Source organism: Zoogloea oleivorans, assembly GCF_008107625.1.
GTDB classification, from domain to species: domain Bacteria; phylum Pseudomonadota; class Gammaproteobacteria; order Burkholderiales; family Rhodocyclaceae; genus Zoogloea; species Zoogloea oleivorans.
Window position 1 is genome coordinate 101208 of sequence record NZ_SDKK01000015.1, and the last position, 21833, is coordinate 123040.

Annotated in this window: 20 protein-coding genes; 14 read left to right on the plus strand and 6 right to left on the minus strand. The window is 66.0% G+C overall.

Annotated elements, in window-relative coordinates; translation table 11 throughout:
* Positions 1-52: 52 nt before the first annotated feature.
* Positions 53-319, minus strand: a complete 267-nt coding sequence (locus ETQ85_RS16270; RefSeq protein WP_148580132.1) for a PepSY domain-containing protein — start codon at positions 317-319, stop codon at positions 53-55.
* A 285-nt stretch (positions 320-604) separates the two neighbouring features.
* On the opposite strand from ETQ85_RS16270, the gene ETQ85_RS16275 reads away from it, so the two are divergent.
* The 8 genes from ETQ85_RS16275 to ETQ85_RS16315 all read left to right on the plus strand — a co-directional run bounded on the left by ETQ85_RS16275 (position 605) and on the right by ETQ85_RS16315 (position 9929).
* The gene (locus tag ETQ85_RS16275; protein ID WP_148580133.1) at positions 605-1501 is read left to right on the plus strand and encodes a glutamate/aspartate ABC transporter substrate-binding protein; all 897 of its coding nucleotides are present in this window, start codon (positions 605-607) and stop codon (positions 1499-1501) included.
* A gap of 60 nt (positions 1502-1561) precedes the next feature.
* Complete coding sequence (locus ETQ85_RS16280; protein ID WP_148580134.1) at positions 1562-2638, plus strand: porin; 1077 nt, start codon at positions 1562-1564, stop codon at positions 2636-2638.
* 37 nt (positions 2639-2675) lie between these two features.
* Positions 2676-3743 (plus strand): asparaginase, encoded by a 1068-nt coding sequence (locus ETQ85_RS16285; protein ID WP_148580135.1) that lies wholly within the window; start codon positions 2676-2678, stop codon positions 3741-3743.
* Between the two features lie 454 nt (positions 3744-4197).
* Positions 4198-4938 carry an amino acid ABC transporter permease gene (locus tag ETQ85_RS16295; protein WP_148580137.1) on the plus strand — a complete coding sequence of 247 codons (741 nt, stop codon included), beginning with the start codon at positions 4198-4200 and terminating at the stop codon, positions 4936-4938.
* A gap of 1 nt (position 4939) precedes the next feature.
* Positions 4940-5629 (plus strand): glutamate/aspartate ABC transporter permease GltK, encoded by a 690-nt coding sequence (gene gltK / locus ETQ85_RS16300; RefSeq protein WP_148580138.1) that lies wholly within the window; start codon positions 4940-4942, stop codon positions 5627-5629.
* A 16-nt stretch (positions 5630-5645) separates the two neighbouring features.
* A complete protein-coding gene (locus tag ETQ85_RS16305; protein ID WP_148580139.1) occupies positions 5646-6374 on the plus strand; it encodes an amino acid ABC transporter ATP-binding protein in 729 nt (242 codons plus the stop codon).
* A 325-nt stretch (positions 6375-6699) separates the two neighbouring features.
* The gene (locus ETQ85_RS16310; protein WP_148580140.1) at positions 6700-8595 is read left to right on the plus strand and encodes a sensor histidine kinase; all 1896 of its coding nucleotides are present in this window, start codon (positions 6700-6702) and stop codon (positions 8593-8595) included.
* Entirely contained in the window at positions 8592-9929 is a 1338-nt protein-coding gene (locus tag ETQ85_RS16315; RefSeq protein WP_148580141.1) for a sigma-54-dependent transcriptional regulator, read from the plus strand. The genes ETQ85_RS16310 and ETQ85_RS16315 overlap by 4 nt, the downstream gene beginning before the upstream one ends.
* 191 nt (positions 9930-10120) lie before the next feature.
* Here ETQ85_RS16315 and rsmI read toward each other — a convergent pair whose 3' ends face one another.
* Positions 10121-11005, minus strand: a complete 885-nt coding sequence (gene rsmI, locus ETQ85_RS16320) for a 16S rRNA (cytidine(1402)-2'-O)-methyltransferase (protein ID WP_148580142.1) — start codon at positions 11003-11005, stop codon at positions 10121-10123.
* A gap of 56 nt (positions 11006-11061) precedes the next feature.
* On the opposite strand from rsmI, the gene ETQ85_RS16325 reads away from it, so the two are divergent.
* The 4 genes from ETQ85_RS16325 to ETQ85_RS16340 all read left to right on the plus strand — a co-directional run bounded on the left by ETQ85_RS16325 (position 11062) and on the right by ETQ85_RS16340 (position 13089).
* Positions 11062-11430, plus strand: a complete 369-nt coding sequence (locus ETQ85_RS16325; protein ID WP_148580143.1) for a YraN family protein — start codon at positions 11062-11064, stop codon at positions 11428-11430.
* The gene (locus ETQ85_RS16330; protein ID WP_148580144.1) at positions 11420-11794 is read left to right on the plus strand and encodes an HIRAN domain-containing protein; all 375 of its coding nucleotides are present in this window, start codon (positions 11420-11422) and stop codon (positions 11792-11794) included. Before ETQ85_RS16325 ends, ETQ85_RS16330 begins: the two co-directional genes overlap by 11 nt.
* Before the next feature lie 72 nt (positions 11795-11866).
* Positions 11867-12460 carry a phosphoheptose isomerase gene (locus tag ETQ85_RS16335; RefSeq protein WP_148580145.1) on the plus strand — a complete coding sequence of 198 codons (594 nt, stop codon included), beginning with the start codon at positions 11867-11869 and terminating at the stop codon, positions 12458-12460.
* Positions 12457-13089, plus strand: coding sequence for a BON domain-containing protein (locus ETQ85_RS16340; protein WP_148580146.1), 633 nt, complete (start codon positions 12457-12459; stop codon positions 13087-13089). Before ETQ85_RS16335 ends, ETQ85_RS16340 begins: the two co-directional genes overlap by 4 nt.
* Positions 13090-13161: 72 nt before the next feature.
* Here ETQ85_RS16340 and trmA read toward each other — a convergent pair whose 3' ends face one another.
* The 3 genes from trmA to ETQ85_RS16355 form a co-directional block, all read right to left on the minus strand.
* A complete protein-coding gene (gene trmA / locus ETQ85_RS16345) occupies positions 13162-14250 on the minus strand; it encodes a tRNA (uridine(54)-C5)-methyltransferase TrmA (RefSeq protein WP_148580147.1) in 1089 nt (362 codons plus the stop codon).
* Between the two features lie 100 nt (positions 14251-14350).
* Positions 14351-16375, minus strand: coding sequence for a protein kinase domain-containing protein (locus ETQ85_RS16350; RefSeq protein ID WP_148580148.1), 2025 nt, complete (start codon positions 16373-16375; stop codon positions 14351-14353).
* A gap of 4 nt (positions 16376-16379) precedes the next feature.
* The gene (locus tag ETQ85_RS16355) at positions 16380-17252 is read right to left on the minus strand and encodes a c-type heme family protein (RefSeq protein ID WP_148580149.1); all 873 of its coding nucleotides are present in this window, start codon (positions 17250-17252) and stop codon (positions 16380-16382) included.
* Between the two features lie 229 nt (positions 17253-17481).
* Here ETQ85_RS16355 and ETQ85_RS16360 point away from each other — a divergent pair, with 229 nt between their 5' ends.
* Both ETQ85_RS16360 and ETQ85_RS16365 read left to right on the plus strand, forming a co-directional pair.
* On the plus strand, positions 17482-19509 hold the full coding sequence (locus tag ETQ85_RS16360; protein ID WP_148580150.1) for a bifunctional 2',3'-cyclic-nucleotide 2'-phosphodiesterase/3'-nucleotidase: 2028 nt from the start codon (positions 17482-17484) through the stop codon (positions 19507-19509).
* Positions 19487-20254, plus strand: a complete 768-nt coding sequence (locus tag ETQ85_RS16365; protein ID WP_148580151.1) for a tetratricopeptide repeat protein — start codon at positions 19487-19489, stop codon at positions 20252-20254. Before ETQ85_RS16360 ends, ETQ85_RS16365 begins: the two co-directional genes overlap by 23 nt.
* Before the next feature lie 50 nt (positions 20255-20304).
* Here ETQ85_RS16365 and ETQ85_RS16370 read toward each other — a convergent pair whose 3' ends face one another.
* Positions 20305-21645 (minus strand): citrate transporter, encoded by a 1341-nt coding sequence (locus tag ETQ85_RS16370; protein ID WP_246128789.1) that lies wholly within the window; start codon positions 21643-21645, stop codon positions 20305-20307.
* Positions 21646-21833 lie beyond the last annotated feature (188 nt).

Sequence of the window (21833 nt, forward strand, 5' to 3'; positions counted from 1 at the left end):
CGGTCCGTAGGCAGAATAGCGAGCCGGTCATTTTACCAGCCCGCCCGGGCAATCAATCCTCGAACTCTGAATGCACGATGGCCAGGGTCTTGGGGTCGAGGCGCACCTCCACCTTGCGACCCTCCTTGTCACGCCCCTCAACTTTGTAGCACTGCTCATCCACCTTGAGCGTGCGGATCTGGTAGCCCTTGCCAACGAGGCGGGCCCGGACTTCGTTCTCGCGCCGCCATTCGGACTTGGGATGGGTTTCGCACGCCACATCGGCAAATGCGGGCGCGGGCAGCAGCGTAAGGGCGAACAGGATCAGGGAGCGGCGCATGGTGACGAACCTTTCGTGAACAGGCGAAGACCTTAGCACCGTCGGAAATTACCCTCAAGACGAAGCTGCCCTGCCGAAAACGCATTCGGATTTCCGATGCCTCATCGGGCACCCATCCGGTTTTCCGAACGGCGGACCGCCTCCCGCCGGCACCGCCCCCATACAAGTCAATGACTTAGCGGCATTGATCGACCCGCAAAAAGCTGGCACAGGCCCTGCAATAGAGAAGGCAGACGACGCCACCGCGCCGCGTGCCCTTCACCCCTTCTGCAGGAGTTCCGAATCATGCGCACCTCCCTCAAGCTTGCCGCCAGCTGTCTGCTCATCGCCGGCATCGCCCAGCCCGTCTTCGCCCAGGAATCGCCAACCCTCAGGAAGATCAAGGACAGCGGCACCATCGCCCTCGGCCACCGGGAATCGTCGATCCCCTTCTCCTACTACGACGACAAGCAGCAGGTCGTCGGCTACAGCCAGGAGCTGATGCTCAAGGTCGTCGACGCCGTCAAGGCCGAGCTCAAGCTGCCCGCCCTCGCCGTCAAGCTCACCCCGGTCACCTCGCAGAACCGCATCCCGCTGGTGCAGAACGGCACCGTCGACATCGAGTGCGGCTCCACCACCAACAATGCCGAACGGGGCCGCCAGGTCGCCTTCTCCAACACCATCTTCATCATCGGCACGCGCCTGATGACCAAGAAGGAGTCCGGCATCAAGGACTTCCCCGATCTGGCCGGCAAGAACGTGGTGACCACCGCCGGCACCACCTCCGAGCGCCTCATCCGCAAGATGAACGAGGACAAGAAGCTCGCCATGAACATCATCTCCGCCAAGGACCACGGCGAGTCCTTCCTCACGCTGGAGACCGGCCGTGCCGTCGCCTTCATGATGGACGACGCCCTGCTCTACGGCGAACTGGCCAAGGCCAAGCGCCCTGCCGACTGGGCCGTGATCGGCACCCCGCAGAGCTTCGAAGCCTACGGCTGCATGATGCGAAAGGACGATCCGGGCTTCAAGAAGGTCGTCGACACCGCCCTGGCCAAGGCCATGACCTCCGGCGAAGCCGAGGCCATCTACAAGAAGTGGTTCACCCAGCCGATTCCGCCCAAGGGCCTGAACCTCAACTTCCCGATCTCCGACGCCATGCAGAAGCTCTTCAAGGCGCCCAACGACAAGGCCTTCGAATAAGCAGATCCGTCTCAACGGACGCCCTTGCAGCTCACCCCACCCCCCGCTCAGGAAAACCCGATGACCTCCACCACACACCCCCGCCTGGCCCTCGCCACCCTCACGGCCCTGGCCAGCCTTGCCGCCCACGCCGAACCGAACGTGACGGTTTACGGGCGCCTCAACGCCAGCTTCGAACGCGTCTCCGTTGGCTCAGGCGGCTCCCGCACCGAGGTGGTCGATAACGCCTCGCGCATCGGCTTCAAGGGCACCGAAGACCTGGGCGGCGGCAATGCCGTGATCTTCCAGATCGAGAGCCGCGTGCGCGTCGATGGCGGCGACGCCGTCGCCCTCGCCAGCCGCGACAGCTTCGTCGGCCTCAAAGGCAGCCCCGGCACCCTGCGCCTGGGTCGCACCCTCGGGCCGGTGTACTACGCCACCTACGACTACATCAGCATGCACAACCACGACAGCGGCCACTCGTCGGATGCACTGCTGTCGATGGCGACGATGGGCAACTCCACTGCCGCCGGCGGACGCATGAACAACACCCTCTGGTACACCAGCCCCAGCGTGCGCGGCTTCACCCTCGACGTGGCCTACGCCCTGCTCGACGAAGCGCCCAAATCCACCGCCTCGAAGCAAACGCCCCATCACCTGGGCATCGTCGGCGCCTATGACCAGGGGCCGCTGCACGCGGCCCTGAGCTACGCCTCCACCCAAAGCACCACCAACCTCGACACCGACCCCGCCGTCCGCTTCAACAACGACCGGGCGATCACCTTCGGCGGCGCCTACACCTTCCAGTCCTTCGTACTCGGCGGGCTGTACGAACGTTCCACCAAGACCACCCTCGGCGACGAGAAGAGCCGCAACTACTTCCGCCTCGCCGCCATGGTGCCGATGGGTGCCCACGAATTCCACGCCAACCTGGGCGTCGCCGGCGACTACAGTGACACCAGCGACACCGGCGCCAGGCAATACACCCTGGCCTACAACTACAACCTTTCCAAGCGCACCAAGCTGTACGCCTTCTATACCAAGATCGACAACGACTCGGCCAAGACCACCGGCGGTGGCGGCGCCTACAGTTTCATGGGTACCGCAGCCGGCCTCGACAACAGCGCCATCGCCACCGGCATCCGCCACAACTTCTGATCGCCCCCTCCCCCACGTTCACAAGGAATCCCAGATCATGAAACCCGTACAGCTCCGCAGCCTCTTTGCCGCCAGCGCCCTGTTTGTTGCCTGTTCGGCCGCCTTCGCCGCCGACAAGCCGCAAGTCGTCATCCTGGCCACCGGCGGCACCATTGCCGGCGCCGGCACCAGCGTGGCCAACAGCGCCACCTACCAGGCCGCCAAGGTGCCGGTGGACAAGCTCATCGCCGGCGTGCCGGAACTCAAGAACCTGGCCGACGTGCGCGGCGACCAGGTCTTCCAGATCGCCTCCGAGAGCTTCACCAACGAACACCTGATCACCCTCGGCAAGCGCGTCGCGGCGCTGGCCCGCCAGCCCGACGTGGACGGCATCGTCATCACCCACGGCACCGACACCCTCGAAGAAACCGCCTTCTTCCTGAACCTCGTGCTCAAGACCGACAAGCCGGTGGTCATCGTCGGCTCCATGCGTCCGGGCACCGCCATGTCGGCCGACGGCATGCTCAACCTCTACAACGCAGTGGCCGTGGCCAGCAGCAAGGATTCCGCCGGCAAGGGCGTGCTCGTCACCATGAACGACGAGATCCACACCGGCCGCGACGTGGCCAAGACGGTCAACATCAAGACCGAAGCCTTCAAGAGCCCGTGGGGCCCGCTGGGCATGATCGTCGAGGGCAAGACCTACTGGTTCCGCGCCCCGGCCAAGCGCCACACCAGCGGCACCGAGTTCGACATCGACAAGCTCGACAAGCTGGCCCCGGTGGACATCGCCTACGGCTACGGCAACGCCACCCCCACCGCCTACCGGGCCTTCGCCCAGGGCGGCGCCAAGGCCATCATCCACGCCGGCACCGGCAACGGCTCGGTGAGCGGCGCGGTGGTGCCAGCCCTGCAGGAACTGCGCGGCAAGGGCGTGCAGATCATCCGCTCGTCCCGCGTGGTGGGCGGTGGCTTCGTGCTGCGCAATGCCGAGCAGCCCGACGACAAGTACGACTGGGTCGTCGCCCACGACCTCAACCCCCAGAAGGCCCGCATCCTCGCCTCGGTGGCCCTGACCAGGACCACCGAGGCCAAGGAACTGCAGCGGATGTTCATGGAGTACTGAGCACCGCCCTGACCCCGTGGGTCGGACTTCAGTCCGACAGCGCACGTTCAGCCCATGTTGTCGGACTGAAGTCCGACCCACAGGCAGCCCGGAAAGCCAGCAGCCTGGCCTCGCTGGCCCTGACCAGGAGCGGCAGCACGAAGGAGCTGCAGCCGATGCATGAAGCACTCAGCACCGCCCTGACCCCGTGGGTCGGACTTCAGTCCGACAGCGCACGTTCAGCCCATGTTGTCGGACTGAAGTCCGACCCACAGGCAGCCCGGAAGGCCAGCAGCCTGGCCTCGCTGGCCCTGACCAGGAGCGGCAACACAAAGGAGCTGCAGCCGATGCATGGAGTACTCAGCACCGCCCTGACCCCGTGGGTCGGACTTCAGTCCGACAGCGCATGTTCAGCCCGTGTTGTCGGACTGAAGTCCGACCCACAGGGGCATCACTACCCGGAAAGGAAAGCAACATGAATTACCAATGGAACTGGGGCATCTTCCTCAGCCCCGCCGCCTCGGGCGACAGCACCTACCTGGGCTGGATGCTGTCGGGGCTGCAGACCACCGTGCTGCTGTCCCTGTCGGCGTGGCTCATCGCGCTGGCGCTGGGCAGCCTGATGGGGGTGCTGCGCACCGTGCCCAACAAGTGGCTGTCGGGTCTGGCCAGCGCCTACGTGGAGATCTTCCGCAACGTGCCGCTGCTGGTGCAGCTGTTCATCTGGTACTTCGTGCTGCCCGAACTGCTGCCAGCCAGCCTGGGCGACGCCTTCAAGCAGAAGCTCGATCCGGTCACCCAGCAGTTCGTCTCGGCCATGGTGTGCCTGGGCTTCTTCACCAGTGCGCGGGTTTGCGAACAGGTGCGTGCCGGCATCAACTCGCTGCCGCGTGGCCAGAAGAACGCCGGCCTGGCGCTGGGCTTCACACTGCCGCAAACCTACCGCCACGTGCTCCTGCCGATGGCCTTCCGGCTGGTCGTGCCGCCGCTCACTTCCGAGTTTCTCAACATTTTCAAGAACTCCGCCGTGTGCTCGACCATCGGCCTGCTCGAACTCGCTGCGCAAGGGCGCCAGCTGGTCGATTACACCGCACAACCCTACGAATCCTTCATCGCTGTGACCCTGCTCTACGTGCTCATCAACGTGGTGGTCATGACGCTGATGCGCCACCTCGAAAACAAGACCCGCGTGCCGGGCTACCTGGGAGGTAAGTGAGATGTACGACTTCGATTGGTCCTCCATCCCCGGCGCCCTGCCCTTCCTGTGGGACGGCATGAAGATCTCCCTCGAGATCACCGTCACCGCGGTCATCTTCGGCATCGTGTGGGGCACCCTGCTGGCCATGCTGCGTCTGTCGCCGGTCAAACCGCTGGCGTGGTTCGCGGCCGGCTACGTCAACCTCTTCCGCTCGATCCCGCTGGTGATGGTGCTGCTGTGGTTCTTCCTCATCGTGCCGCAACTGCTGAGGAGCTTCTTCAACCTCGACCCCAACACCGACGTGCGCCTCACCTCGGCGATGATCGGCTTCGCACTCTTCGAGTCGGCCTACTACTCGGAAATCATCCGCGCCGGCATCCAGAGCGTGCCCAAGGGCCAGGTGGCCGCAGCGTCGGCGCTGGGCATGAGTTACAGCCAGGCGATGCGTCTGGTGGTCTTGCCGCAAGCCTTCCGCAACATGGTCCCGCTGCTGCTCACCCAGGCCATCGTGCTGTTCCAGGACACCTCACTGGTCTACATGTCGGCGCTGGCCGACTTCTTCGGCGCCGCCTACAAGGTCGGCGACCGGGACGGCCGGCTGGTCGAGCTGCTGCTCTTTGCCGGCGTCGTTTACTTCCTCATCTGTTTCGCGGCCTCGCAACTGGTGCGCCGCTATCAAAAGAAACTCAACGCCCACGTGGCGCACTGACCCCCAGGAGCCCGACATGATCTCCATCGACAACGTTTCCAAGCACTACGGCAGCTTCCAGGTTCTGACCGACTGCACCACGCAGGTCAAAAAGGGCGAAGTGATCGTCGTCTGCGGCCCGTCCGGCAGCGGCAAATCCACCCTCATCAAGTGCGTCAATGGCCTCGAACCTTTCCAGGCTGGCGCAATCACCGTGGATGGCATCTCGGTGGGCGACCCGAAGACCAATCTCTCCAAGCTGCGCAGCCGGGTCGGCATGGTGTTCCAGCACTTCGAGCTGTTCCCGCACATGAGCATCACCGACAACCTCTCGATTGCCCAGGAGAAGGTCCTCGGCCGCTCGAAGGACGAAGCGCGCGCCAAGGGCCTCAAGCTGCTCGAACGGGTCGGCCTAAAAGCCCATGCCGAGAAATTCCCCGGCCAGCTCTCCGGCGGCCAGCAGCAACGCGTGGCGATCGCCCGCGCGCTGTGCATGGACCCGATCTGCATGCTGTTCGACGAACCGACCTCGGCCCTTGATCCGGAGATGATCAACGAGGTGCTCGATGTGATGGTCGAGCTGGCCCAGGAAGGCATGACGATGATGTGCGTCACCCACGAGATGGGCTTCGCGCGCAAGGTCGCCAACCGGGTGATCTTCATGGACAAGGGCCTGATCGTCGAGGACGACAGCAAGGACGCCTTCTTCGGCGCCCCGCGTTCCGAGCGCGCACGGCAGTTCCTGGCCAAAATCCTGCAGCACTGACACTCCTGTGGGTCGGACTTCAGTCCGACTTCACCCGCTCAGCCCGCGTTGTCGGACTGAAGTCCGACCCACAGAAGCGATCCGATAGTGCCCGTTCTGCGTGCGTTGTCGGACTGAAGTCCGACCCACAGAGGCGATCCGACAATACCCGTTGTCGGACTGAAGTCCGACCCACAGGGGGCGGCACTTCCCTCAAAGCGGAGTGAGTTTCCTGCACAGTAGGGCTGGCTTCCTTCCGGGGGGAACTAACGCCCTCTTGCAGGGCACAGGCCCCCTCCGGGACAGACCAGCCCTATCATGTGTGCAGTCTGAACGACCATTAGCCATGTCCGAGCCCTCCTCCGCCCCACAGACGCCCCCCTCGCGGCAGCTCTCGCCCAATCCCTTCATCGTCGCCGCCTTCCTGCTGGTGATCGGCTTGATCGGCTTTGGTGGCTACCGGGCCAGCGAGTACCAGGGCATGCAGACCCTGCGCACCGACGCCGGCCACCGGCTCGACCTGTTTGCCGCCGCGGTGGATGGCATCGTCAATCGCTACGCCCACATCCCGGCCACCATCCAGCTCAACGAGGAAGTGCTCAACGTGATGCACAAGCCGCGCAGCGCGGCCAGCGTGCTGGCGGCCAACCGCTTCCTGCAGCGCCTCAACGGGCACATCGGCAGCATCGCCATCTTCGTGGTGGACGAGCGCGGCATCGTGCTGGCGTCCAGCAACTGGGACCACCCGGACGACAGCTTCATCGGTGAGGACCTGTCCTTCCGCAGTTACTACCTCGACGGCCTCGCCGGACGCGTTGGCCGCCATTTCGCCATCGGCATCACCCGCAGCGAGCCGGGCTACTTCGTGTCGCATCCGATCCGCGACGGCGAGCGGGTGGTCGGCGTGGCGGTCATCAAGATCAGCCTCGGCCAGCTCGACAAGGCCTGGGAGCTGCTCGGCGCGCCGGCCCTGATCGCCGACGGCAACGGGGTGGTGATCCTGTCCTCGGTGCCCGAGTGGCGCTACACGGCCCTCAACCCGCTGCCCCTCGACACCCTGGTGGACATCAAGATGAGCCGCCTCTACAACGACGGCCTGATTGGCGATTTTCCGGTGCGCATCGACGAGGCCATGGGGCCCGAGGGGCAGATCGTGCACATGAACCTGCGCCAGCACCCGCCCCGCTCGCGCCAGGACATTGCCGGCAGCTACCTGGTGCATGGCCGCCCGCTCACCGAGCTGGGCTGGCGCCTGCAGATCTTCTCCGACCTGCGCCCGGTGCGCGCCCAGGCCTTCGGCCACGCCGCGCTGGCTTCCGTCGCCACCGGTTTCGTGCTGCTCCTGCTGTTGGTCGTGGCCCAGCGCCGGCGCATCATCGGCCAGAAGCTGGAAGCCAAGACCCTGCTTGAGCAGGCCAACGCCCAGCTCGAAAGCAAGGTTGCCCGGCGCACCAAGGCCCTCACCGACACCAACGCCCGCCTGCGCAAGGAAGTGACCGAACGCCTGCAGGCCGAGCAGACCCTGCGCGCTGCGCAGGACGAACTGGTGCAGGCCGCCAAGCTCGCCGTGCTCGGCCAACTGGCGGCCGGCATCACCCACGAACTGGCCCAGCCGCTGGGCGCCATGCGCACCCTGTCGGGCAACGCCATCGAATTCATGAAGCGCGGCAACCTGCCCACCGTCGAGCAGAACCTGGGCATCATCGCCCGCCTGGCCGACCAGATGGGCCGCATCATCACCCCGCTCAAGACCTTCGCCCGTAAGTCGCCGGCCATCCCCGCCCCGGCCGATCTGGCCCACGCGGTGGGCGCCGCCCTGTTCCTGCTCGACCAGCGCCTGGCCAAGGCCGACATCACCGTCATCAACCGCTGCGAGGCCGGCCGCGACATTGCCTGGTGCGACCAGAACCGCCTGGAGCAGGTGCTCATCAACCTGATCCGCAACGCCGCCGATGCCATGGCCGACGCCGCACACCGCGAACTGCTGATCGAAGCCGGCCCCGGCGAGGCCGGCAACATCGAACTGTCGATTGCCGACAGCGGCAGCGGCCTGCCTGAAAACGGCCAGCTCTTCGAGCCCTTCTTCACCACCAAGCCGGCCGGCGAAGGCCTCGGCCTCGGGCTGGCCATCTCGCGCGACATCGTGCGCGAGTTCGGCGGCGACCTGCGCGCCGAGAACCGCCCCGCAGGCGGTGCCCGCTTCATCCTGCAACTCCCCGCTGCCCCGAAAGAAAAGCCATGAACCCGGAACTCCGCGCCCTCATCATCGAAGACGATCCCGACGTGCGCCTCGGCTGCGAGCAGGCCATGATGCTTGCCGACATTCCGGTTGAAGGCGTCGGCTCGGCCGAAGAAGGCTTTCAGCGCCTGCACGCCGGCTTTCCCGGCGTGGTCGTCACCGACATGCGCCTGCCCAAGGCCGACGGCATGGAAGTGCTGCGCCGCGCCCGCGCCATGGACGCCGACCTGCCGGTCATCATCATCACCGGCCACGGTGACGTGACCCTCGCCGTCGAAGCCATGCGCGGCGGCGCCTACGACTTCATCCAGAAGCCCTTTTCACCGGAGCTGCTGGTGGACGTGGTGCGCCGAGCCCTCGAAAAACGCGCCCTGACCCTCGAAGTGCTCGACCTGCGCCGCCGCCTGAAACAACGCGACGGCGCCGAGAGCAAGCTCATCGGCCGCTCGCCGCAAATGGCCCGCGTGCGCCAGCTGGTGATGGACGTGGCCGGCACCAGCGTGGACGTGCTGGTGCGCGGCGAAACCGGCACCGGCAAGGAACTCATCGCCCAGTGCCTGCACGAGCTGTCGCCGCGCAAGAGCGGCCCGCTGGTGGCCCTCAACTGCGGCGGCCTGCCCGACAACCTGCTCGACAGCGAACTCTTCGGCCACGAGGCCGGCGCCTTCACCGGGGCGCAAAAGCGCCGCATCGGCAAGATCGAATACGCCAACAAGGGCACGCTGTTCCTCGATGAACTGGAAAGCATGCCGATGGGCGTGCAGATCAAGCTGCTGCGGGTGCTGCAGGAAAGGGTCGTCGAGCGCCTCGGCTCCAACCAGCAGCAGCCGGTGGATTGCCGCGTGGTGGCGGCCACCAAGGACGACCTGAAGGAACGCGCCGAACGCCACACCTTCCGCGCCGACCTGTATTACCGCCTCAACGTGGTGACCATCGACCTGCCGCCGCTACGCGAGCGGCGCGAGGACATTCCGCTGCTGCTAGAGCACTTCCTGCTTCTCGCCGCCGCCCGCCACGAACGCCCGCTGCCGGTGGTGCCCCCCGAGCAGATGCGCAACCTGATGGCCCACACCTGGCCCGGTAACGTGCGCGAGCTGCGTAACGTGGCCGACTGCCTGGTGCTGGGAGTGGGCAAGGACATCCTCGGCAGCGCCACCGGCGATGCCCCGCCGGCCTCGCTGGCCGAATCGGTGGTGAGTTTCGAGCGCAGCCTGATCGCCGCCGAACTGCGCCGCCAGGGCGGCAGCCTGGCCCGCAGTGCCGAAGCCCTGCGCATCGCCAAAACCACCCTGCACGACAAGATCCGGAAGTACGGCCTGCAGGGCGGCGAAAGCTGAAAGGGTGGTGTCGGATGCCTCTGTGGGTCGGACTTAAGTCCGACATCCCCTCTCTGACGCCGCGCAGTCGGACTAAAGTCCGACCCACAACACCGACAGCACTGCCTCCCCTGTGGGTCGGACTTCAGTCCGACTGCATGGGCTGAACGGGCGGTGTCGGACTGAAGTCCGACCCACAGCACGCGGGGGGCTTATTCGGCGGCGGCTTTCAGCGCCAGCGCCCGCTCATACAAATCGTTCTTCGATGCGCCGGTGATCGCGGCGGCGAGCTTGGCAGCCTGCTTGACCGGCAGTTCGGCCAGCAGCAGGCCGAGCACCCGCTCTGTTTCGGGCGACAGGCCTTCGGTCGGCGGTGCGGCCGACACCAGCAGCACGAACTCGCCGCGCGAACGGTTCGGGTCGGCGGCCAGCCAGGCCGGCGCCTCGGCAATCGGCATGCGCACGATCTGCTCGAACATCTTGGTGATTTCCCGCGCGACGACAATCTCGCGCACCGGCTCCAGCGTGGCGGCCAGGTCGTCGAGGGTTTCACCGATGCGGTGCGGGGCCTCGTAAAACACCAGTGTGCCGGGCACGCTGCGCAGCGTTTCGAGCATGGCCTTGCGGGCCGCCGACTTGACCGGCAGGAAGCCGTGAAAATGGAAGTGCCCGTCGGCCAGCCCGGACGCCGACAGCGCCGCAATCGCCGCACAGGCGCCGGGCACCGGCACCACCGGGAAGCCCGCATCCTGCACCCGCGCCACCGCCCGGGCGCCCGGGTCGGACACCGCCGGCGTGCCGGCATCGGTAATCAGCGCCACGTGCTGGCCGGCTTCGAGCATCTTGATGACCTGCCCGACGGCTACCTGCTCGTTGTGCTCGTGCAGTGCCACCAATTTTGTCTTGATGCCAAAGGCTTCGAGCAGACGCTGGCTGTGCCGGGTGTCCTCGCAGGCCACCGCCGCTACCGACTTGAGCACCGCCAGGCCGCGCAGGCTAATGTCCTGCAGGTTTCCCATCGGCGTGGCGACCACATACAATGACGGTGTCTTGGAAAGTGGTGAAACGGTCGATACATCGGGGAGTGCGGAATGCATGGCAGGCTTGGTGGCAAAGGGCGGGGGAGGCAGATTGTGGGCGCGGGGGCACAGCGATGCAAGCCGAACACCTGAAACGGGGCGAAGCCGCCGAGGCACTGGCCGCCGCCCATCTGGAACGTCACGGGCTGCGCCTCATCGCCCGCAACGTGCGCTGCCGCGGCGGCGAGGTGGACCTGATCGCCGGCGACGGCGATGCCATCGTCTTCGTCGAGGTGCGCCTGCGCAGCAATGCGCGCTTCGGCGGGGCGGCGGCCAGCATCACCGCCAGCAAGCAGCGCCGCATCATCATGGCCGCCCAGTTCTGGCTGATCAGCGCCGGCCGCCGCTACGCCAACCGGCCGTGCCGCTTCGACGCAGTGCTCCTCGACGGGCTCGACAGCGAGCGTGTCGAATGGATTCGCGGCGCCTTCGATGCGTCGTAAGGCCCTCCTCGCCCCGCTCCTGGCGCTGTGCCTGGCCCTGCCCGCCTTCGCCCAGCAGGTGCGCATCCTCGTCCAGAGCTCGCCGCTGGCCGGCTTCCAGTTCTATGGCGGCAAGATCCTGTGGGACGAGATGCGCGAAGGCGACCGCCTGGCCCTGATCCGCGAACCGGACAACCCCCACGACCCCTTCGCGATACGCGTCGAATGGCGCGGCGAGAAGCTCGGCTACCTGCCCCGCGCCGACAACCGGGAGGTCGCCGGGGAGATGGACAAGGGCACGCCGGTAGGTGGGCGCATCGGCAAAATGGCCACCGACCCCAACCCCTGGAAGCGCCTGCGGGTGGATATTTACATCGGTTTGTAAGCGGATCTCTCGCTTCCGGCTTGGCGGGCGGCACGGATGCTAAAATCGGCGCAACTACTTCCGGAGTTCGTGATGGATCTCGTCGCCCGCATCGCCCAGCAATTTAACGACAGTGCCCAGACCAAGCTGGCCGCACTGGAATTCATGGCCGAACCCATCGCCGCCGCCATCGAGGCCATGACCCACTGCCTGATGGCCAACGGCAAGATTCTCGCCTGTGGCAACGGCGGCTCGGCAGCCGATGCCCAGCACTTCTCCGCCGAACTGCTCAACCGTTTCGAGATGGAACGCCCGCCGCTGGCCGCCATTGCGCTGACCACCGACAGCTCGACCCTCACCTCGATCGCCAACGATTACGACTTCACCCAGGTGTTCTCGAAGCAGGTGCGGGCCCTCGGCCAGCCCGGCGACGTGCTGCTGGCCATTTCCACCAGCGGCAACTCGCCCAACGTGATCGAGGCCATCCACACGGCCCACGAGCGCGAGATGCTGGTTGTCGCCCTCACCGGCAAGGACGGCGGCAAGATCACCGACCTGCTCGGGCCGGACGACATTCACCTGTGCGTCCCCGCCGACCGCACCGCCCGTATCCAGGAAGTCCACCTCCTGACCCTGCACTGTCTGTGCGACGGCATCGACTGCCTCTTTCTCGGAATTGAAGAATGACCCCTCTGCGCACCACCCTCCTGCGGGCAGCCCTGGCGCTGGCCACCCTGTCTGCAGCCCAGGGCTGCATCCCGGTAATCGTCGGTGGCACCGGCATGGCCGTGGCCATGGTTTCAGACCGGCGCAGCTCCGGCACCTACGTGGAGGACGAGGGCATCGAATGGAAGGCCAGCAAGTGGATCTCCGACCGCCTCGGCGACAAGGTGCACCTGAACACCACCTCCTTCAACCGCAAGCTGCTGCTCACCGGCGAGGCCTTCAACGAAGCCAGCCGTGACGAAGCCGGACGGGTAGCCGCAACGGTCGAGAACGTCCGCGAGGTGGTCAATGAATTGCGCGTGGCCCCCACCAGCACCTTCTCGGCACGCAGCAGCGACAGCTACATCAGTTCCAAGGTCAAGGCCCGCTTCGTGGACCAGAAAGACTTCCACATCCAGCACGTGAAGGTCGTCACCGAAGCCGGCGTGGTGTATCTGCTCGGCCTGGTCAGCCAGAAGGAAGGCGACGCCGCCACCGAAATCGCCCGCACCACCAGCGGCGTGCAAAAGGTGGTGCGTGTTTTCGAGTACGTCAGCGACGAAGAAGCCCGCCGCCTCGACAGCGCCACCAGCACCGATTCCGGCAAGTAACCGCAACCTGCACCAAAGCAAAAAGCCCCGCCAGATCCGGCGGGGCTTTTGTTTGTGCAGCGCGCGAAAGCCTCAGCGCCGCGTCAGCAGCAGCCCGCACTCCAGGTGGTGGGTGTAGGGAAACTGGTCGAACACCGCCGCCTCGGCGATACGGTGGGTGGCCTGCAGCGCGGCAACGTTGGCCTGCAGCGTCAGCGGGTTGCAGGAGATGTACAGGATGTTCTCGAAGCCGCTGGCCAGCTGCAGCGTGCCCGCGTCGAGGCCGCTGCGCGGCGGATCGAGAAACAGTGTGGTGAAGTGGTAGCTGGCCAGATCCACACCGTCCATGCGCCGGTATTCGCGGCCGCCGGTGTAAGCGTCGCTGATCTCGTCGCTGGACATACGCACCATCGTCACGTTGTCGATGGCGTTGGCTTCGAGGCTGTAATTGGCGGCCTCCACCGAAGGCTTGCTGACTTCGGTGGCAAGCACCCGCCCGAACTGCGGCGCCAGCGCCACCGTGAAGTTGCCGTTGCCGCAGTACAGCTCCAGCAGGTCGCCGCCGATGCCCTCGGCACGGGCGCAGGCCCAGCCGAGCATCTTGCGGTTTACCTCGCCGTTGGGCTGACTGAAGCTGCCTTCGATCTGCTTGTAGCGCAGGCGCCGGCCGTTGAGTTCGATCTCTTCCTGCAGCCAGTCACGGCCGACCACGATCTTCTGCTTGCGGCTGCGCCCGATGATCTGCGCACCGAGCGTGGCGGCCAGCTCGGTCGCGGCGGCTTCCCAGGTTTCTTCGAGGGGGCGGTGGTAGATCAGGGTAATCATCAACTCGCCGCTGAGGGTGGCGAGAAAATCCACCTGGAAGAGCTTGCGCTTGAGCACCTCGCAGGCCATCAGGGCATCGCGCAGGCGCGGCATGGCGGCGCTGATGGGCGCGGCGGCCGGCGGAAAGTCATCGATGGCGATCGGCAGCTTCGGCTCGGCGGGGTCGAACATGGCGTAATCGACCCGGGCGCCGTCGTGCCACATGCGGAATTCGGCGCGCAGGCGGTAATGCAGCGGCGCAGACGGAAAGACAGCCGGCTCGGGAACGGCGAAGGGCGCGAAATCTTCCTTGAAGCGGGCGACTTTGCCGGCGAGCAGGGCGTCGTACTCGGCGGGGTTGTAGCTGGGTAATGGCATGGTGTGCGCGGGGAAAGCGGGACGAATCGAACGGGTCAGGCCCGTCGGCGGAGGACGGAATATACGCCGGTCGACGCCGCGGCGGGAGCCGGACGCACCCTCAGAAGCCGGCGTCGGCCATGAAGCGCAGCCGCTCGGCATCCTTGTCGATATGACTGGCCAGGGCCCGGCACAGGGTTTCCGGGCTGTTGGCGCTGCGCGACTCGCGGCGCACCAGCACCCTGGCCATCGGCCCGATGTGGCGGGCAAAGAGTTTTTCGATGCGTGCCAGCTCTTCATCGGGAATCACGCTGACCTGGGCTGACGAAGCCCCCGAGCCGGTGCCGGCGACACTGCCAGCCCCGGCCTGCACCGATGCCGTGCGCGCCTGCGACATGGCGGAAACCGGGCCGGAGCTGGCCACTACACCGGACAGGAAGGCGGCCCGCGGCGCCGGATCGGGGATCAGGTCGGCCAGCAGCTGGTACAGCTCGGCACGGCTGCCGGCGCGGGGCACCGTCTTGCGCACCAGGATCTTCGCCATCGGCCCGATGTGCAGGGCCAGGATGCGCTCGGCGGCCTCGATGCTCGCCGGCGTGATGTCGGCGCCGGTGGCCGCCTGACGGATCGACAGGTCCACCACCCGGGCGCTGGCCGCCAGGGTTTCGCCGCTGTAGGCGTAAATGTCGTGGTCACGGGCCTGCGGATCACGGCGCACGCCCAGGTGCTGGAAGCACTCGGAGGCATTGCGCTTGAGATGCTGGATGACCTCGTAATAGGCCCGCGCCACCAGCACCTGGCCCGGGTTGGAAAAACGCATGACCCGGAAGGCGGTGGAGATGCCATCGCCGAGGATGCGCGAACGGCCGTTGGGGTCGGGGGCGATGCGGACCGCACCGAGGTTGATGCCCATGTGCACGCCGAGCCCTTCGACGGCGGCCACGTCACCCAGCTGGACGGCCGTGCGCAGGGCATCCTCCGGGTCGCCGACATAGCACACCGCGCACCCTTCCTTGGTATTCACCGCCAGCCGGGAAGAGGGCGGCACCGGCGCGATGGCGTCGGAGAGCATCTTGACGAGCCGCGTGCGCCCTTCCTGCAGGGCGCCGGCATCGCCGCTCACCCCGACCACGTCGGCAAACAGCACGGCGCCGATGAAGGTGCGCGCCTCGGAAGCCGACAGGCCCAGCGGCAGTGCGGCCTCTACGGGCGGATCGACCGGCCCTTCGCCACCGGTCGGTGGCGCCAGACAGGCCCGGCGAAAATCCGCCACCTGGCGCGGGCGCTTGCCCTCATCCGGATTGAGGGCCCAGTCAATGGCATTGAGCAGCCCCACCCCGAACACATCCCGGTTGCCGATGCTCGCCGCCGACGGCATGCCGTCCTCGCGCAAACGGGCGAAGGCTTCCAGCGGCAACTTGCCGGTGACCATCCAGTACATCACGCCGGCCAGCGCGTAGAGATCGGTCCATGGCCCCTGCTTGCCGTGGCGATGATATTGCTCGGCGGGGGCAAAGCCGGGGGTGACCACCGCGGTCATGGTCTGATCCTGGCCGTCCATCTCCACGCGCCGCGCCGAACCGAAATCCAGCAGCACCGGCGAACCGTCGGCGTGCATGTAGATGTTGCCGGGCTTGATGTCCCGGTGCAGGAAGCCGGCGGCATGCACCACTTCCAGCCCGTCGAGCAAGGGGCGGACGATGCGCAGCAGGCTGGCCCGGTCGAGGGGCAGACGACCGATCAGCCAGTTCTGCAGGGGCTGGCCGGTTTCATACTCCATCACCATGTAGGCGGTGGCGTTGGCGCGGAAGTAGCGCAACACCCGCACGATGCCCGGATGATGAAAGCTGGCCAGTGCCCGGGACTCCAGCAGGAAGCGCTGCAGGCCCCACTCGAAGGCCTTGGCGGCCGCGCTCGAACGGGACTGCACGGCCATGTCGCTGCCGCGCACGGAAACATCGCGCGGCAGGTACTCCTTGATCGCCACACGACAGTCGAGGTGCGTGTCGTGGGCCAGATAGGTAATGCCGAAGCCACCGCCGCCGAGTATCCGCTCGATGCGGTACTCGTTGATCATGTACCCCGACGGCAGCGCCAGCAGGTCGTCCCCGGGTGGGGAATACGGCTGGGTTTCGTCGTTGCTCACGGCGTCAGGAATCGATCATCTGCATGGCCTTCTCGAGACTGCGGCGCATGCGGTTGAAGGAACTGGCGAGCACGGCGACTTCGTCGCTGCCCTTCTCGGGGAACTCGGGCTGGTCGAAATCGCCGGTGCTGACCTTGTCGGCCGCCGCCGACATGCGCGACACCGGGCCGATGATCAGCCACGACAGCATGACGTTGAGGACAACGAAGACCGCCACGAACACCGCCGCCAGCGACATCATGAAAGTGCGGAAGGCCTGGTCGGCATTTTCGAGGGGTACCGACATGGGCACCGACACCACCTGCGCGCCGACCACCTCGTTGAGCTTCCAGCCAAAGCCGTTGGCCGAACCGTAGATCTTGACCATGCTCGCCGGCGCCACGTCCGGCGTGCTGTGACAGGGCAAACAGGCCGCCGACTCGATGCGGATCGGGTGGGCGATGTAGAGGGACGGGCCGGTGGGCGTGTCGCGCTGGCCGCTGATCTCCTTGCTGTCGGCCCGGTTGCGGAAGGCATTGACCAGATCCGCCTCCCAGTCCGCCGCCCGGTCGCGGGGATTGGTCGGGTTGAGGGTGGCTTCCTTGTAATCGTAATTGGGGTATTTCTTGTGCAGTTCGCCGAGGGTTTCGGTCGCCGCGTAGGCCGGCACGGTCTGCGGCAGGAACTGCTTGTCCATCAGCGGAACCAGGTGGGGCTTGACCTGGGCGACGGTGTAACCACGGATCGCCAGGGCTGCCTCCATGACGAGCCGCGCCTCGCCGAGCACCTGCTCGCGGGCATGGCGGTGCAGCAATTCGTGGGAAATATAGCCGGCCACGCCGAAGCCGGCGAGAAACACCGCCAGCAAAACCAGGTTGAATTTAAGTCGCAGGCCCATGGGTTCCATCCATCAAACCGGCTCAGCCGGCAACAAGGACGTCATTCTTGCACAGTGGAAGGGCATATATGCAGCGCGCGCATCGATAGTTAAAGAAAGTAAAAACCCCCACTCAAGCTATCCCGCCACACAGACTTCACCCCACTTTCCCTGATTGGTAAGACGAACTTCACGAGGCAGCAACCTCGGGCGGTGATGCTTGTACATTCGCCTTCTCCCCTGGTGCCCCATGAACCCCTCCCGCTTCGATCTGACCACCAGCTGCCTGATCGCCAGCCTCCTGCTTGCCGGCTGCGGCAGCAGCGACAACACCGCCGCGGTGCCTGCCGGCACCAGGACCACGCTGGCCCTGCTGGAGACTACCGATCTCCACACCAACGTGATGAGCTACGATTACTTCAAGCTCGCCGAGGACAAGGCCCTCGGCTTCGAGCGCACCGCCACGCTGATCGCCCAGGCCCGCCAGGAATTCCCCAACACCCTCCTCCTCGACAATGGCGACACCATCCAGGGCACCGCCCTGTCGGACTACCAGGCCACCATCAATCCACTGGCCTGCGACCAGACCCTGGCCATGTACAAGGTCATGAACGCCGCCGGCTATGAAGGCGGTGGTATCGGCAACCACGAATTCAACTACGGCCTGCCCTTCCTGAGCCAGGTCACCGGCAATCGCTTCGACGTGAGCGGCATGGCCGAACCGGCCGCCCAGCCCACCTGCAAGGGTCCGAGCTTCCCGCTGGTGCTCGCCAACGTGAACAGCGTGAAGTCGGCACAGCCCCTGTTCCAGCCCTATTCCATCATTTCGAAAACAGTCACCGCCACCGACCCCGATGGCAAGCCGGTCAGCAGCACCGTCAAGATCGGCATCATCGGCTTCACCCCGCCGGCCATCATGAGCTGGGACAAGCGCTGGCTCGACGGCAAGGTCTACACCGTAGGTGTCAAGGAAGCCGCCGAAAAGTACATTCCCGAGATGCGCGCCAAGGGCGCCGACCTGGTGGTGGTGATTTCCCACGGCGGCCTCGACGACAGCGCTTACTCGCCGACCATGGAAAACGGCAGCTACCATCTTTCCCGGGTCGCTGGCGTCGATGCAATGCTGATCGGCCACTCGCACCAGATCTTCCCCAACGCCACCAGCACCGTCGCCCAGTTCAACCTGCCCGGCGTCGACAAAACGGCCGGCACGGTGAATGGCGTCCCCACCGTGATGGCCAACTACTGGGGCAAGCACCTGGGCGTGATCAAGTTCGATCTCACCCATGACGGCAAGAGCTGGGTCATCGACAAGAGCAAGACCGTCGTCCAGGCCCGCTCCGCACAAAACGCCGACAAGACCTACGTGGCCATCGCCCCGGCCATCGCGGCGGCCATTGCCAGCGAGCACCAGGCCACCATCGCCTACGTGAAGACGCCGGTCGGCAGCACCGACTTCGAGATGTCCAGCTACTTTGCCGACGTGGGCGATCCGGGCGCCATCGAACTGGTCAACCAGGCCCAGGCGGACTACGCAGCAAAATACGTTGCCGCCAACCTGCCCCAGTACGCCAGCCTGCCGGTCCTGTCGGTGAGCGCCCCGTTCAAGAGCGGCTTCGCCGGCGGCAGCGACTATACCGACGTGGCCCAGGGCAACATGGCCATCAACAACGCCGCCGACCTCTACCTCTACCCCAACACCGTCTACGCGGTAAAGGTCAGCGGCGCCGACATCAGGAACTGGCTGGAAACCGCTGCCAAGCGCTTCAACCAGATCAACCCGGCACTGACGACCCAGCAGGAACTGATCGGCAGCTTCCCGGGTTACAACTTCGACATGTTCACCAGCCCCGACATTCGCTACGAAATCGACGTCACCCAACCGGTTGGCAGCCGCATCGTCAACCTCAAGTACAAAGGCGCAAGCATCGACCCGGCGAAGGAGTTCATCGTCGCCACCAACAACTACCGGGCCAGCGGTGGCGGCAGCTTTCCGGGCCTCGACGGCAGCAAGACCATCTACGCTTCACCGGACACCAACCGGGACGTGTTGATCCAGTACATCAAGACCATCAAGACCGTCACCCGCGCGGCCAACGGTTCGGACCGCAGCTGGCAATTCACGAAAGTGACGACTGCCGGCCCGGTGGTGTTCCACTCCGCCCCGGGCAAGCTGCCCCTCGCCCAGGCCGCCGGACTTGCCGGCATCACCCAGCTCCAGGCCGACGACGGCACCGGAAAGAGCCTTGCCCTGTATGCCATCGATCTTTCAAGGTAAGGATCCGGCCCGTCTCGGCGCGGCCTTGCTGGCCGCCACGCTGGCGCTGGCCGGTATTGCCTGGGCCAGCCGGAGCGCGCCGACGGACAAACTGCCGGACGAGCCGCTGCAACTCCTGGTGCTGGCCAGCGCCGGCCACCAGGACAAGGCCCTGGCCCGCCTGAAAGCCCTCGCCGAAGGCGGCTCGCCCGTCGCCCGGCGGGCCCTCGGGCAGGCGCTGGTTGCCCGCGGCACACAGGTACAGGAAGGGCTCGACTGGCTCAGGCAGGCGGCCGACGGCGGCGACGTGGAAGCCGACTTCCAGCTCGGCAAGTTCTATCAGAGCGGCTCCCCCGGCGCGCCCTCAGATGCCGCGCAGGCCCTGCGTCACTTCACTGCCGCCGCCCACGCAGGGCATGTCGGCGCGGCCTACTACCTGGGCATCGCCTGGCGCAACGGCTATGGCATGCGGGCCGATGCCGGCGAAGCGGCACGCTGGTTCCAGGTCTCCGCGGCAGGCGGCGTTCCGGCCGCCCAGTTCATGCTCGCCAATGCCTACCGGGAAGGTGACGGTGTGGCCCGCAACGATGCCGAGGCCGTCCGTCTTTACGCCGAAGCAGCCGAACGCGAACACCCGGAAGCCGTCCAGACCCTGGCCATGGCCTACACCAACGGCGAACTCGGGCTGCCCAAGGACCCGGAGCAGGCCCGCCACTACCTGATGGAAACAGCCCACGCTCTCAAGCACCCGGCCCTGAAACCCTGAAATAAAAAACGGAGCCCACCGGCTCCGTTTTCTTTTCGCACCTCCATCACTCAGTGCGGGGCGACGACCGCCGGCGCTGGCGCATCCGCCGCCTTCAGCGCCCCCGTCGGATGCCAGCCTACCAGCGCCAGCATCACCGCGAAACCCGCCACGTAGGCCACCGGCACATACCAGCCGTGACGCAGCCAGTTGCCCACCGAGCGCGCCTCCGGGTACATGCTGGCCAGCGCCACCCCGGCCGACGAGCCGAACCACAGCATCGAGCCGCCAAAACCGACCGCATAGGCCAGAAAGCCCCAGTCGTAACCGCCCTGCTTGAGGGCCAGCGCAGTCAGCGGGATATTGTCGAACACCGCCGACACGAAACCCAGGCCCAGCGCGGTCGGCCACGAGGCCTGCGGCAGGGTTTCCACCGGCATCATCGAGGCGCAGCTCACCAGGGACAACAGGAAGAGGGTGCCCATGAAGGTTTCGGGGAGCACCTCCCAGTCGGGCCGGCGGATGCCGACGGTGAGCAGGATCGCCGCCCACACGGCCACGCCGAGGAAGGGGAAGCTGTCGGCCTTGTCGGTGAAATACACATTCACCACCACGTTCATCGCCACCGCAGCGGCCAGGATCAGGGCCACGATGCCGATCCGCGGCAGGTCCACGTGGGTGTGCTCGTGGGTGTGCTTGAGAATCGGTGAGTACTTCTGCTGTACCCGCGCCGCCGGAATCCCGAAGATCACCAGCGCCACCGCCGCACCGACAAAAGCCTCGACCACCGCCAGCGGGCTGACCCCGGCGATCCACATCATCGTGGTCGTCGTGTCGCCCACCACGCTGCCGGAGCCGCCGGCATTGGAGGCGGCAACGATGGCGGCCAGATAACCGACATGCACCCTGGCCCGGAACAGGGAGTGCGCCATCGCCCCGCCGATCAGCGCCGCCGCGATATTGTCGAGGAAGGCGGAAATCACGAAAACCATCACCAGCAACAGGAAACCGCCCCGCCAGTCGGCCGGCAAATACCTGGGCAGCACGACCGGGATGCGCGTCTTCTCGAAGTGGCGGGCCAGCAGCGCAAAGCCCATCAGCAGCAGAAAGAGGTTGGCGAGGGTCACCCACTCATGGGCAAAGTGCCCCGCCAGACCGGCCACCCCGGCGCCCGTATGGAAGCCGGTGAACAGGATTTTGTAGACGGAGATTGTGACCAGCCCGATCAGGCCGACCTTGAGCGTGTGGTCATGAAACAGCGCCACGCCCAGAAGGGTGAGGGCAAACAGGATGAAATCCACCGGGATACCGGCCACCATCGGGCTCCCGCCCCCACTCGCCAGGGCCACGCCTGACACCATCAGGCCCGACACGCCCACCATCAGGCCGCGCCCCAACCGCTCCACACTCACCACAATATGACTCCCTGAAATAACGAAATGTTGGCGCCGGACCCGGACTCTCGTGCCTATCCGCATCGACAACGCACACTGACGGGCCGCAGTGTAGCGCCCCGACAGCCCGGTTGCGGCAGGTCAAGAAGACTCAGGCTCAAATGCGGACAATCAGCGCTACGCGTGTTGCAATGCAAAAGTCAGGG